The following is a 13544-nucleotide window of genomic DNA, read 5'->3' as shown; positions in this document are numbered from 1 at the left end:
TCTCCACCGTGTCGAAGTGCCAGACTGTGAGGCATGGAAAACCGCGCCGGCACCGTTGCCCTTCCCGAAGACCTCGTCGACGTAGGGGCACTGATCCACGCCTATTACGCCCTGAAGCCCGATGTCACGATCGCCGACCAGAAAGTTGTCTTCGGCACCAGCGGGCACCGCGGCTCGTCGCTGAACACCGCCTTCAACGAAGACCACATCGCCGCGACCACGCAGGCCATCGTCGAGTACCGTGCGAGCCAGGGCATCACCGGCCCCCTCTTCATCGGCATCGACACGCACGCGCTCAGCCGACCCGCCCAGACCACGGCCCTCGAGGTGCTCGTGGGCAACGAGGTGCGCGTGCTCGTCGACGAGTTCGACAGCTTCACTCCGACGCCCGCCGTGAGCCACGCGATCATCGCCTACAACCTGGCGCATCCGAATGAGCCGCAGGCCGACGGCATCGTCGTCACGCCCAGCCACAACCCTCCGGCGGATGGCGGATTCAAGTACAACCCGCCCCACGGAGGCCCCGCCGACAGCGACGCCACAGGCTGGATCGCGAACCGCGCGAACGAACTGCTCGCCGACGGCCTGCGCGGCGTCAAGCGCGCCGAGCCGAGCGCGGTCGAGACCTACGACTTCATGAACAACTACGTGAACGACCTCGGCACCATCATCGACATGGAGGCCATCAAGAAGTCGGGCATCCGCATCGGCGCCGATCCGCTGGGCGGCGCGAGCGTGCACTACTGGCAGGCCATCCGCGAGCGCTACGGAATCGACCTCACCGTGGTGAACCCGCTGGTCGACCCGCAGTGGGGCTTCATGACCCTCGACTGGGACGGCAAGATCCGCATGGACCCGTCGTCGCCCAGCGCCATGGCATCCGTTCTGGCTCACCAGCACGATTACGACATCCTCACCGGCAACGACGCCGACGCCGACCGGCACGGCATCGTGACACCGGATGGCGGCCTCATGAACCCCAACCACTACCTGGCCGTCGCCATCCAGTACCTCTACGCCAACCGCGCCGACTGGAAGCCCGACGCCGCGATCGGCAAGACCCTCGTGTCGTCGAGCATGATCGACCGGGTTGCTACCGAGCTCGGTCGCACGCTGCTCGAGGTTCCCGTGGGATTCAAGTGGTTCGTGCCCGGGCTCGTCGACGGAACCGTCGCCTTCGGCGGCGAGGAGAGCGCCGGCGCGAGCTTCCTCCGCTTCGACGGCACCGTCTGGACGACTGACAAAGACGGCATCATCCTGTGCCTGCTCGCGGCGGAGATCCTCGCCGTCACGGGCAAGACGCCCAGCCAGCTGTACGCCGAGCTGACGTCGAAGTTCGGCTCGCCCGCCTACGAGCGGGTGGATGCCGCGGCCACGAAGGCGCAGAAGGCTCGGCTCGGCAAGCTCGACGGCGACGCGATCACCGCCACGGAGGTCGCCGGAGAGGCGATCATCGCGAAGCTCAGCCACGCCCCCGGCAACGGAGCGGCCATCGGCGGCGTGAAGGTCGTGACCGAGAACGCGTGGTTCGCGGCGCGCCCCAGCGGCACCGAAGACGTGTACAAGATCTACGCCGAGAGCTTCTTGGGCGAGGAACACCTGCGCCAGGTGCAGAAAGAGGCGAAGGCGATCGTCGACGAGGCCCTAGCGGAGTAGTGCTTCTGCGGCGCCCTTACGCGATGCTGTAGAACCAGGCGGTGGCGCCCGGGTTCTCGATCGTGATGGCCTGGTCGAGGTCGCGGTACTGGGCGTCGATGGTGTGGCCCACCATGCTGATCGCGCCCGTGGCCGCGTCGACCTTCGACACGAGCATCGTGTGGTCGACGCCGTTCTCGTTCGCCGGATACCAGTCGAACATCACGACGTCGCCGACCTTCACCTGGTCGCGCTGATCAAGTGACAGCCGCGTAGCCCTGTCGGTCTGCGATGCGAACCACGCGTCCATCGCCGGGCCGCGCGCCCAGCTGTCGCTGAAGTCGCCCGTCGTGGCCCACTCGCTGTACCAGTCGTCGGTCTGCTCCCAGCCGCGCGCGATCAAGGTCTGGTTCACGAAGTTGCCGCAGTCGTTGTCGGGGAAGACACCCCAGACCTCGTTGTAGTCCTGCCAGTGAGCGAACGCGTACTGCATCTGCGCATCGACCGGGGTGACGACCTGATAGTCGTAGTCGGCCGCGCTCGCGATGACCTCGCCCTCATCGCTCGAGGCGGTCACGCTCACAGCGCCCACCGCGTAGTCGAGCGCCGCGGGAGCCACGACCTGAATCTGGCTGTCAGCCACCACGGTCACCGACGTGGCGGCGACGCCCCCGAAGACGACGGACGACACGTGATCGAGCCCCTGGCCGGTGAATGTGATCGTCTCGCCGCCGAGAAGAGATCCGGATGCCGGCGAGATCGTGTCGATGCGCGTCGCGTCGATCTTCTTGGACTGCTCCGCCCCCTCGGTCTGAGTCTCTTCAACCGCAGAGCACCCCGTGAGAGCGAGTGCGGCCACGAACAGCGATGCGACGACCGAGCGGGTGGTGCGTGTGCGGGTAGCGATGACGTCCTCCAGAGAACTTCTCAGGCGCACCGAGAGGAAAAACGAGCGCATGACCGGGATTGAGTCCATCTCAACACAGCTTTCTGAACACCCCCCGAAAGAGTCACGCCGCCCGCGCGCGCTCCGAGACCCGCGCGCTCACCAGCAGGGCCAGGATGCCGACCACCAGCGAGAAGGCGAAGGTGGCCACGAACGACGGCTGGCTCCCGGGCTCGCCCGCGATGGAGAACGCGACCGCGCCGAGGGCGAGCGCGATGGCCGATCCGCCCGAATCTGCAATAGCGAGCGCCGACGAGTTGAAGCCCTGCTCGGCCGGAGCCGAGTAGTCGAAGGTCAGCACCGTGATGCGCGGATAGGCGAAACCCATGCCCGCTCCCCCGAGAAACCATCCGCCGATGATCATCCAGGCGGGCAGCTCGAGCGCGGTCACGAGAACCACGATCCCGATCGCGATCGTGGCCCCCAGAATGCCGATGCGGATGGCGGTGCGGTGCGCCACCCGATCGCCGAGACGCCCTTGCACCAGAGACGACGAACCCCAGGCAACCCCCGAGAAGCTCAGAGCGAGTCCCGCAAGCGCCGCCGTCAGTCCGAAACGCTCGGTGAGCACATACGGCAGGTACACCTCGGCGCTCATAAACGCCCCGGCGAGCAGGCCGCGCAACGCGATCACGCTCGGGAGTCCACGGCGCAGGCGCAGGCTGGCCGCGGGCAGAAGTGGCCGCAGGGCCACGAGCGCGACTGCCAGGCCGCCGACGGCCAACGCCCAGCGGGCCACGCCATCCAGATCGGCTGCGAGATTCAGGCCCAGGATGGCGACGGCCAGCAGCACGGCCCAGAGCGCCCGCGCGGTGCTGCTTCGGTCACCCGACTCAAGGCGTTCGTGGGGCGCCATGCTGCGCATGCCCGGCAGCACCATCGCCATCGCCGGCAGCACCAGCACAACGACGCCGAGGAATACCCAGCGCCACCCGAGATACTGCCCGACGACACCCGCAATGAACGGCCCGACCAGGGCGGGAACGACCCAGGCAGCAGCAAAGGCACCGAAGATCTTCGGCTGCAGCGAGGGCGGATAGATCTTCGCCACGATCACATAGAGCGCGACGGTCAGTGCTCCTCCTCCGAGACCCTGCACGAGGCGGCCGGCGAGAAAGAGCGGCATCGTCCAGGCAGCACCGGCGATCACGAGTCCCAGGGCGAAGAGCGCGACGGATGCGTAGAGCGCCTTCACAGGGCCGCGCCGGTCTGACCAGTCGCCGGCCAGCACCATGCCGATCACACCCGACGCGAGTGGGCCTGCGAAGGCCAGGGCGTAGAGAGCCAGCCCATCCAGATCGCGCGCGATCTCGGGCATGATCGTGGTGACGGCGAGCTGCTCGAACGCGGCGATCACGATGAGCGCGCACGCGCCGATGCTCACCAAGCGATACGGCCTGTGGAGAATGCCCTGGGGGCGCGCGGCGGCCTCGGGCCTACCCAAGGTAGCCGGGGGCGGCGGGCAAGCCGAAGAATTCTTCGAGGGTCGTGACTCCCTCGTTGTGCATCTCTGTTGAGAGGTCGACGCCGATATAGCGGAAGTGCCACGGCTCGTACTCGTAGCCCGTGACCGCGGTCTTGTCTGCCGGATAACTCAGCAGATAGCCGAAGCGGTAGGCGTTGGCGGCCAGCCACTGGCCCGCGGTCGTCTCGCCGAAGCACGGGCCGTCGAGAGAACATCCGCTGCCTGTGGCGAGGATGTCGATGGCCATGCCCGTCTGGTGCTCGCTGTATCCGGGGCGCGCACTGGTGCGGTCTGCTCCGGCCACGCCGAGCTGCGCGACGTAGCGATTGTAGACGATCTCTTGAATGTCGTAGGCGCGATAGCCGCTCTGGGCCACGAGCTGCTGGCCGATCTCGGCGGTCGCCGCGTCGGCCATGGAGGCGAGCGCGTCGGCGGCCTCCTGACGCAGCGGATAGCCGTAGGGATTGGGGATGTCGCTGCGCAGGGCGACCAGGTCGGGCGGAACGTAGTTGGCGGCATCCGGAATCGGGCGCGTCTTGTCGACGACGAACCAGATGCTGGTGGGATCGTCGATCGAGCGGGCCGACTTGTTGAAGCCGGCCGGGGTGGCCTGCTCCGGCTCGACCGGAACAGCGAGCGGTGCCGAAGTCTGGATGGGCGCGGGAATGGTGATCTGCGCGGGTGCCGACGTGTCGCTCAGTCGCGAATCGGCCGCGATGGATGCCTCGGAGTCGTTGCGCTGAGCCGTCGCGCCCCACAGAGCGGTCTCGCCGGCAATCACAAGCACAATGGCGGCGAGCCCGGCGGTGAGCACGCGCGCTTTGGAGCGGCGAGAGGGTTCGCGGGGGCGAGAGGGTTCGCGGCGACGCAGTTCGCGGCGCGTTCTCAACTCGGTCACCGTCCCACAATACGGGCGCGATCTGATCTTTTCGTGGAGGTCGGGGCTCAGCGCGGTTGAGAAGCCGTTGCGCCGGGTGTAAATTTGCAGTCTGCGCAAACTTTCTGCCGCTCCGCTTTCCCCCTCCTCCCCTCTTCTGTCAGGAATCTCATGACCTCAACACCGAGCGCTTCTCGGAGCGCGAAGAAGTCCGGCGCCGATCGCGCACGGGCCGCCGCCGAATCCGGTGGCCAACTGTCGGCACGACAGATCCAATTCATCATCTTCGGCCTTATGGCGGGCATGTTCCTCGCCGCGCTCGACCAGTCGATCGTGGGCACGTCGATGCGCACCATCGGAGACGACCTGAAGGGCCAGGACCAGCAGGCCTGGGTCACCACGGCCTATCTCGTGGTCTCGACGATCGCCACACCGATCTACGGCAAGCTCAGCGACATCTTCGGTCGCCGCCCGCTGTACATCATCGCCATCTCGATCTTCATCCTCGGCTCACTCCTCGCAGGTATCTCCACCTCGATGCTCGAGCTCGCCGGCTTCCGCGCCATCCAGGGCCTCGGCGCCGGTGGCCTGATGTCGCTGGCTCTCACCGTGATGGGCGACATCCTCGCTCCCCGCGAGCGGGCCAAGTACCAGGGCTACTTCCTCGCCGTGTTCGGCGTCTCGAGCGTTCTCGGCCCACTTCTGGGCGGTTTGATCTCTGGCACGCCCGAGATCTTCTTCATCACCGGATGGCGCTGGATCTTCCTGCTCAATCTGCCCGTCGCCGCGATCGCGATGATCCTCGTGGTCAGCTTCCTTCACATTCCGCACACCCGGCGCGATGCCCGCATCGACTGGTGGGGCGCCGCGTTCATCGTTATGGGCATCGCACCCCTGCTGCTCGTCGCCGAGAACGGCCGCGACTGGGGCTGGGGATCGGCTGGTGCCCTCGCCTGCTACGTGATCGGTGTCGTCGGCATCATCGCGTTCATCCTCACCGAGCGCCGCATGGGCAGCAACGCCCTCATTCCGCTCTCGCTGTTCTCGTCGCCGACCTTCTCGATGGCCAGCGTCATCGGAACGCTCGTGGGCTTCGGAATGTTCGGCGGCATGCTGACCATCCCCCTCTACCTGCAGATCGTCAACGGAGCGACACCCACCGAATCAGGCCTGCTCATGATTCCCATGGTCGTCGGCCTCATGATCGCGTCGATCGTGTCGGGTCAGATCATCGCGCGCACGGGCAAGTACAAGGTCTTCCCCATCGTCGGAACATTCCTGATGTCGGCCGCCTTCTTCTACCTCACGTTCGCGACCGCGACCAGCGGCGTCGTCTACATCATGGGCGGAATGCTGATGCTCGGCCTCGGCCTCGGCCAGCTGATGCAGACGCTCACGATCGCCACCCAGAACTCGGTCGGACCGCGCGACATCGGAGTGGCTACCAGCGCCGCCACGTTCTTCCGCCAGATCGGCGGAACGCTCGGCACCGCCGTCATCTTCTCGGTGGTGTTCTCGCGTGCCCCCGGCGCCATCCAAGACGCGTTCAAGACGCCGGATGTCGTGGCCGGCATCGCGGCGGCCGGTCAAGATCCGAAGGTGCTCGCGAACCCGGCCAACGTCGACCTGCTCACGCAGATGCAGCAGGCGCAGTCCGGACAGCCCAACACGCTGGGCAGCGCACTCAACGGCGACACCTCGTTCCTGAACCTCATCGACCCCCGGCTCGCGCGGCCGTTCCTCGAGGGCTTCTCGACCGCCATGGTCACGGGATTCTGGATCAGCCTCAGCGTTGCGCTGCTTGCTTTCGTGCTCAGCTGGTTCCTCAAGGCCACTCCCCTGCGGCAGAAGTCTGCTCTGCAGGAGGCCAACGACGACGCGGCGGCCGCCGCTGCCGCGAAGGCAGATGGAGCCGACGCCGAGTCCGAGGGCGAACTGCAGCTGCAGCTGGGTTCCACACGGGCCGCCGAGACATTCGGGGCACTCGTCGAGCCTGCAACCGGCAGCGTTCCTGCGCAGAAGCCCAAGCACTAGCTCCGGCCCTCTGCGAAGAGGCGTCGAACGCTCGACGACCGCTCCGGCAGGTTTGACACCTGTCGGAGCGGTCGCCTACCGTTGTGAGAATGCCGAGAGAGCGCTCTCTCGTCGCAATTGAGGAGCCTGTCGTCACCATGTCGCTCGACACACCCGCATTTACATCCTTCCCTCCCGGCTTCATCTGGGGCTCGGCCACGGCCGCCGCACAGATCGAAGGGGCGGCGCACGAGGGCGGCAAAGAAGACTCGGTGTGGGACGCGTTCGCCCGCGTTCCCCACGCGATCATCAACGGCGACACCCCCGAGGTTGCGGTCGATCACTACCACCGCTTCGCGGGCGACATCGCGATCATGAAAGAGCTCGGCCTCGACTCCTACCGCTTCTCAACGAGTTGGGCGCGCATCAAGCCGGGCGATCGCGAGTTCAACCGCACAGGGCTCGACTTCTACTCACGCCTCGTCGACAACCTGCTCGACGCCGGCATCCTGCCCTGGCTCACGCTCTATCACTGGGATCTGCCCCAGGCGGTCGAAGAGCAGGGCGGGTGGGCCAGCCGCGACACCGCCTACCGCTTCCGCGACTACGCCGAGGGCGTCTACGCGGTTCTCGGAGATCGGGTCGAGCACTGGACCACGTTCAACGAGCCGTTCTGCTCTGCCCTGCTCGGATACGGCGCCGGCGTGCACGCGCCCGGCCGCCGCGAGCCGCTCGCCGCCATCCAGGCTGTTCACCATCACCACCTCGCGCACGGTCTCGCCGTGAACCGGCTGCGCGAGCTCGGCGCGCAAAACCTCGGTGTCACCTACAACCTCACGAACGCCATCCCTTCCGACGCGGCCGACCCCGTCGACGTCGATGCAGCCCGCCGCCTCGACGGCATGATGAACCGCATCTTCCTCGACCCCGTGCTGCGCGGGGCCTACCCCGCCGATGTGGCCGGCGATCTGGTGGCCGTCGGCATCCGGCTGTCTGAAATCGTGCACGACGGCGACCTCGAGATCATCTCTGCACCCATCGATTTTCTGGGCATCAACCACTACCACGACGATGTCGTAAGCGGACATCCGCTGGGCGAAGGCGCCATCGACCCGCACCTGGTCGAGACCGGGCGGCCGCTGAGCTCGCCGTTCGTGGGCAGCGAGTTTCTGACCTTCCCGAGCCGCGGCCTACCCCGCACGGCCATGGACTGGGAGGTGCACCCCGACGGGCTGCGCCACCTGCTGGTGCGCCTCGGTCACGAGTACCCGAACCTGCCCCCGCTGTACATGACCGAGAACGGCGCAGCCTACGACGACGTCGTGTCTTCTGACGGTGAAGTGCACGACCCCGAGCGGACCGCGTTCATTCTGGCGCACGTGTCTGCCGTGGCCCAGGCCATCGCCGAGGGCGCGGATGTTCGTGGTTACTTCGTGTGGTCGCTGCTCGACAACTTCGAGTGGGCCTGGGGCTACGACAAGCGGTTCGGCATCGTGCGCGTCGACTACGACACGCAGGAGCGCACGATCAAGGACTCCGGACGCGCGTTCGCGGCCGTGTTCGCGGGCCGACCCGCCGCGGAGTAGCCGCGCCGCGCGGGGCGTCTGCGTATCCGGCCGTGCCTGTTGCCGTTCGCGACGTATGTGCCCGGGCGCCCGGTAACAGACGTCGCCCCGGGTAACAGAGGCGACCGCACTTCAGGCGTTCGTACCGAAATCCGCGCTTCGAAGGGGCCATTTCCCGAACCTCAGAGCCGTGGCCACGTGCCCCGAGCGCGGGCCACGCTTCTAGACTGGGATCCTCCAGCCAGAAGGGCAGCGTCAATGTCGATCGATCACCCCGAGGATGCGGCGTCCGAGCAGACGGCCGCTCCGCAGGCGCCCACACTCGAGATGGTCGCGCACGAGGCCGGAGTGTCGCGGGCCACCGTGTCGCGCGTCGTCAACGGATCGACCGCAGTGACTCCTCAGGTGACTGCCGTCGTGAATGCCGCCATCGAGAAGCTCAGCTACGTGCCTAACAGGGCAGCCCGCTCACTGGCGAGCAGGCGCACGAACGTGATTGCACTCATCGTTCCCGAGCAGACGTCGACCGTGTTCAGCGACCCCTTCTTCGCGGCCGTCATCCAGGGCGTGGCCGTCTATCTCAACGACACCGACTACACACTCAACCTGCTCATCGCGTCGGAGTCGTCGAGCGACAAGACCCGGCGCTACCTGCTCGGCGGCAACGTCGACGGCGCGCTCGTGGTCTCGCACCACTCGGGCGACCACTCCTACACACGGCTAGGGCAGAAGCTGCCGATCGTCTTCGGCGGACGGCCCCTCACCCCCGAGCTCGACGACAGCTACTTCGTCGACGTCGACAACGTGGCCGCCGCGCGCGGCCACCGAGCACCTCATCGCTCGCGGTCGCACCCGCATCGCCACGGTCGCCGGCCCTCAAGACATGCCGCCCGGCGTCGACCGCCTGCGCGGCTGGCGCGAGGCCCTGGATGCCGCCGGCTTGGCCACCGACCTCGTCGAAATCGGCGGGTTCTCCCCCGCGTCGGGGGCGGATGCGATGGGCCGGCTCCTCGAGCGCGATCCGTCGATCGACGCCGTGTTCTTCGCGAACGACCAGATGGCGGCCGGCGCGTATCCGGTGCTGCGCGAGCGCGGGCTCTCGATTCCTCAGGACATCGCCGTAGCCGGGTTCGACGACGACCCGCTCGGCACAGCCCTGAGCCCGACTCTCACGACGGTGCATCAGCCCTCTTCGGAGCTCGGCGCGGGTATGGCCGCCGCTCTGGTGCGCTTGATCGCCAAGGAGGAGATCGAGCGACAGACGATCATGCCGACGAGCCTGGTGATCAGGGAGTCGTCAGGCGCGTAGCGCGACCCAGTCCCACCGCGGGGAGGATGACCCCGTCGATCACCGTGAGCAGGAATTCGCGATCGACCGGCTTGCGCTGAATGAGGGAGTGGTAGGCCACCATCGAAGGGGAGATCAACGCAACGAGCTGAACATCGACGTCGGGTGCGATTTCACCCCGCTCGATAGCTCGATGGAGCAGCATGCGATTGATACGAGCGCGCGGCTCGACGATGGCCTCGTTGGCTGCGTCGGCGAGATCGGGAGCGGTCGAAAGCATCGACGCGAGCGCGGCCATGACCTTGAGCTTGCGTTCGGCGTCGTCGAGCGTGGGCGGGCGGATCATCGCTACGAGATCTCCGCGCAGCGTTCCCGTATCGGGGATCTGAAGCGTGTCGAGGTCGTTCTTCTTCAGACACGCGACCGCGTCGAGCACGAGCTCGTTCTTCGAGGCCCAGCGGCGGTACACCGTCGCCTTGCCGGCGCCAGCGCGGGCGGCGACCATGTCGATCGTCATGCCGTCGAAGCCGGTCTCGGCGAGGATCTCGACCGCGGCATCCAGAATCTGTTGATCTTTGGCCGGATCGCGTCGGCGCCCGAGTTTCGGGGCGTCGTCCAGAACTTTCTGACCGTCGTCAAGCTGCGTCATTGCGGCCGTCTCCTTCTGTCGTCTTACAAGCGCTTCGACCTCACTCTATCAATTAGGGAACTGTTGAGATCCGGAACTGAAGATATTCGAAACTAGATCTATCCGGAACTCCAGAGTTCCGTATATGCTTTTCCGCATGACCCAGATCACTTCATCGTCCTCGGGTGCCGTCGGCTCCGAGAAGGTCTCTTCACGCCGCTGGCTGACACTCGTCGTCGTCGGCCTCGCCCAGCTCATGGTCGTGCTCGACTCGACCGTGGTCAACATCGCCCTCCCCGCCGCGCAGGCCGACCTCGGATTCAGCGACGGTGACCGCCAGTGGGTCGTAACCGCCTACTCCCTCGCCTTCGGCAGCCTCCTGCTGCTCGGCGGGCGCCTCTCCGATCTCATCGGCCGCAAGCGAACCTTCATCATCGGACTCATCGGGTTCTCCGTGGCCTCAGCACTCGGAGGCGCGGCAGACGGCTTCGGCACTCTAGTCGCGGCCCGTGCCCTGCAGGGCGCCTTCGGCGCGATGCTCGCCCCCACCGCACTGGCAGTGCTCACCACCACCTTCACCATCCCCAAGGAACGCGCCCGCGCGTTCGGAATCTTCGGCGCCATCGCCGGAGCCGGCGGAGCAGTCGGCCTGCTCCTCGGCGGATTCCTCACGGAGCGCTTCGACTGGCGCTGGAACCTCTACATCAACGTCTTCATCGCCATCATCGGCGTGATCGGCGCTGCCATCTACGTGACGGAATCCAAGCGCACCGGCCCGCGTCCGAAGCTCGACATCCCGGGCACCGTGCTCATCTCGGGCGGTCTGTTCGGCCTGGTCTACGGCTTCGCCAACGCCGAGACCGAAGGCTGGGATGCACCCCTGACCTGGGGCATGCTCGCTGGCGCAGCCGTTCTGCTCGTCGCGTTCGTGCTCTGGCAGCGCAGGGCCACGCACCCCCTGCTGCCACTGAAGATCGTGCTCGATCGCAACCGAGGCGCGGCCTACTCCTCGGTGCTCATCGCCGGCGCCGGCATGTTCGGCATCTTCCTCTTCGTCACTTACTACCTCCAGACATCGCTTGGCTTCTCGCCCATCCAGACCGGCCTGTCATTCCTACCGATGATCGCCATGCTCGTGCTCGCCGCCCAGCTCGGCACGAACATCTTCGTTCCACGCTTCGGCCCGAAGATCCTTGTGCCGGCCGGAATGATCATCGCCATGGTCGCCATGATCATGCTCACCCGACTCGACCTCGACAGCACCTACGCGGCGAACGTGCTGCCGGCGCTGATGATCATGGGCTTCGGAATGGGCACGATCATGCCCGCCTCGATGCAGACCGCCACCCTCGGTGTCGACCGCGAATTCGCCGGCGTCGCCTCGGCCCTGGTGAACACGAGCCAGCAGGTCGGAGGGTCGATCGGTGTGGCACTGCTGAACACCCTCGCCGCAACCGCCGCAACCGACTACCTCGCCTCGAACGCGCCGGTCACGGCCACGGTCGCAGCGAACGCCGCAATCGCCAGCTACGCCACCGCGTACTGGTGGAGCGCCGGGTTCTTCGCACTCGGAGCCATCGTCGCCGCGCTGCTGTTCCGCCGCCGCGGCCAGGGACTGTCGCTCGCGCACCCGGCCGCACCGGCCGCCCAGGCCGGCGCATCCGATTCGGCCGACGCTGTGCCGATGCCCGTGCACTAGAGCCGCCGCGCTCGACGCATTCGCGCCCGTTCGGCGCATCCGCTGCCTGTCGACCGGTGGCGTATGCGCCGAGCGGGCGCGGATGCGTTCAGTCGCCGTGGACGGGAACGTCGGGCATGCGGGTGCGCATCACCTGGATGGCCTCCGGGTTCTGGTCGACGAGCACGAAGCGGCGGCCGAGCGCGTGGGCGACCGCGCCGGTCGTGCCGCTGCCCGCGAAGAAGTCGAGCACCCAGTCGCCCTCGCGGCTCGATGCCTGAATGATGCGCCGCAGGATGCCCTCGGGCTTCTGGGTGGGATAGCCGGTCTTCTCACGGCCCGTCGGCGACACGATCGTGTGCCACCAGACATCCGTCGGCAGCTTGCCCTTTGCGACCTTCTCGGGAGTCACGAGGCCCGGAGCCATGTACGGCTCGCGATCGACCGTGGCCGAGTCGAAGTAGTACCGCGCCGGGTCTTTGACGTAGACAAGGATCGTGTCGTGCTTCGCTGGCCACCGACTCTTGGTCTTGGCTCCGTAGTCATAGGCCCAGATGATCTCGTTGAGAAAACTCTCGCGGCCGAACAGCGCGTCGAGCAGCACCTTGGCGTAGTGGGCCTCGCGATAGTCGAGGTGCAGATAGAGAGTTCCATCGGGGGCCAGCAGGCGCCAGGCCTCAAGAAGTCTAGGTTCGATGAACTCCCAGTAGTTCTCGAACACGTCGTCGTAGGCGAGCAGATCGCCCTTGATGCGGTCGTAGCTGCGGCCCTTGAATCCGGTGATCGAGCCGACTCCGGCTTCGGTTCGAATGGATGTCGTCGACTGCCGCTTCTGCACACGGCCCGTATTGAACGGCGGGTCGAGGTAGATGAGCGTGAACGCCTCGTCGGCGAGTTCGGCGAGAACGGCGAGATTGTCACCCTGGATGATCCGGCTGACCCCCTGGTCAGACGCCGGGTCTGTCGGATGATCGGGCATCCTGCAATTGTGGCAGGTCTTGCCGAGGCGTATCGTTCGTTGAATGCAGAGCCGCGAAGTGCGCCATGAGCCCGATGCCCGCCGCTACACCCTCTGGATCGACGACGAACAGGTCGGCCTCGCCGACTACGAGGTGCAGGGCGATGCGATCGCCATCACCCACACCGAGATCGATCCCAGCAAGCAGCACGGAGGTCTCGGCAGTGTGCTGGTGCAGGGCGTTCTCGATCAGATCGCCGAGGGCACGCAGCGCGTTATTCCGGCATGCCCCTTCGTCGCGAGCTACATCGACAACCACGAGGAGTATCAGCCGCTCACCACGCGCTGACTCCGACCCGACTCCCTAGATGAGTGAGTCCGATTCGTTTCAGTGGTCGTAGGCGATGAGGGAGCGTTTGGCGGGGGCATTGATGAGCCAGTTGTGCCAGATCCCGGCGGCGAGGGCGAGGAGTCTCGCGGCGACGCGGGAG

General features: G+C 66.5%; 10 protein-coding genes and 2 pseudogenes. 6 read left to right on the top strand and 6 right to left on the bottom strand.

Annotated elements, in window-relative coordinates:
- The first annotated feature begins 33 nt into the window (after window positions 1–33).
- Window positions 34–1656, top strand: a complete 1623-nt coding sequence (pgm, locus tag TZ00_RS13180; protein ID WP_044442405.1) for a phosphoglucomutase (alpha-D-glucose-1,6-bisphosphate-dependent) — start codon at window positions 34–36, stop codon at window positions 1654–1656.
- Window positions 1657–1672: 16 nt separating this feature from the next.
- Here the strand turns inward: pgm and TZ00_RS13175 are convergent, their stop codons facing one another.
- Genes TZ00_RS13175 through TZ00_RS13165 form a run of 3 tightly spaced genes read right to left on the bottom strand, consistent with a single transcriptional unit; the run spans window position 1673 to window position 4944 of the window.
- Entirely contained in the window at window positions 1673–2593 is a 921-nt protein-coding gene (locus TZ00_RS13175) for an amidase domain-containing protein (RefSeq protein ID WP_052521562.1), read from the bottom strand.
- Between the two features lie 52 nt (window positions 2594–2645).
- A complete protein-coding gene (locus TZ00_RS13170) occupies window positions 2646–3965 on the bottom strand; it encodes an MFS transporter (protein WP_238579687.1) in 1320 nt (439 codons plus the stop codon).
- Between the two features lie 52 nt (window positions 3966–4017).
- The gene (locus tag TZ00_RS13165) at window positions 4018–4944 is read right to left on the bottom strand and encodes a M15 family metallopeptidase (protein WP_052521561.1); all 927 of its coding nucleotides are present in this window, start codon (window positions 4942–4944) and stop codon (window positions 4018–4020) included.
- 150 nt (window positions 4945–5094) lie between these two features.
- Between TZ00_RS13165 and TZ00_RS13160 the strand changes: the two genes are divergently transcribed.
- The 3 genes and pseudogenes from TZ00_RS13160 to TZ00_RS13150 all read left to right on the top strand — a co-directional run bounded on the left by TZ00_RS13160 (window position 5095) and on the right by TZ00_RS13150 (window position 9810).
- Window positions 5095–6957: an MDR family MFS transporter gene (locus TZ00_RS13160; protein ID WP_174436075.1), complete on the top strand. Its 1863-nt coding sequence runs from the start codon at window positions 5095–5097 to the stop codon at window positions 6955–6957.
- A 137-nt stretch (window positions 6958–7094) separates the two neighbouring features.
- Window positions 7095–8522 (top strand): glycoside hydrolase family 1 protein, encoded by a 1428-nt coding sequence (locus tag TZ00_RS13155; RefSeq protein WP_044442706.1) that lies wholly within the window; start codon window positions 7095–7097, stop codon window positions 8520–8522.
- Window positions 8523–8759: 237 nt separating this feature from the next.
- Window positions 8760–9810 (top strand): annotated as a pseudogene (locus TZ00_RS13150) (LacI family DNA-binding transcriptional regulator).
- Here TZ00_RS13150 and TZ00_RS13145 read toward each other — a convergent pair.
- Window positions 9788–10438, bottom strand: coding sequence for a TetR/AcrR family transcriptional regulator (locus TZ00_RS13145; RefSeq protein WP_044442402.1), 651 nt, complete (start codon window positions 10436–10438; stop codon window positions 9788–9790). The pseudogene TZ00_RS13150 and the gene TZ00_RS13145 sit on opposite strands and share 23 nt — an antisense overlap.
- A 136-nt stretch (window positions 10439–10574) precedes the next feature.
- On the opposite strand from TZ00_RS13145, the gene TZ00_RS13140 reads away from it, so the two are divergent.
- On the top strand, window positions 10575–12116 hold the full coding sequence (locus tag TZ00_RS13140; RefSeq protein WP_044442704.1) for an MFS transporter: 1542 nt from the start codon (window positions 10575–10577) through the stop codon (window positions 12114–12116).
- 88 nt (window positions 12117–12204) lie between these two features.
- Here the strand turns inward: TZ00_RS13140 and TZ00_RS13135 are convergent, their stop codons facing one another.
- The gene (locus tag TZ00_RS13135) at window positions 12205–13074 is read right to left on the bottom strand and encodes a DNA-methyltransferase (protein ID WP_044442401.1); all 870 of its coding nucleotides are present in this window, start codon (window positions 13072–13074) and stop codon (window positions 12205–12207) included.
- 43 nt (window positions 13075–13117) lie between these two features.
- On the opposite strand from TZ00_RS13135, the gene TZ00_RS13130 reads away from it, so the two are divergent.
- A complete protein-coding gene (locus TZ00_RS13130; RefSeq protein WP_044442398.1) occupies window positions 13118–13402 on the top strand; it encodes a GNAT family N-acetyltransferase in 285 nt (94 codons plus the stop codon).
- Window positions 13403–13441: 39 nt separating this feature from the next.
- Here TZ00_RS13130 and TZ00_RS19735 read toward each other — a convergent pair.
- Window positions 13442–13544: pseudogene (locus tag TZ00_RS19735) on the bottom strand (IS982 family transposase); the annotation flags it as partial.

The organism is Agreia bicolorata, assembly GCF_000938265.1.
Classification (GTDB): domain Bacteria; phylum Actinomycetota; class Actinomycetes; order Actinomycetales; family Microbacteriaceae; genus Agreia; species Agreia bicolorata.
The sequence above is the reverse complement of the archived record's forward strand: the minus strand, read 5'-3'. Positions and strand labels throughout refer to the sequence as shown.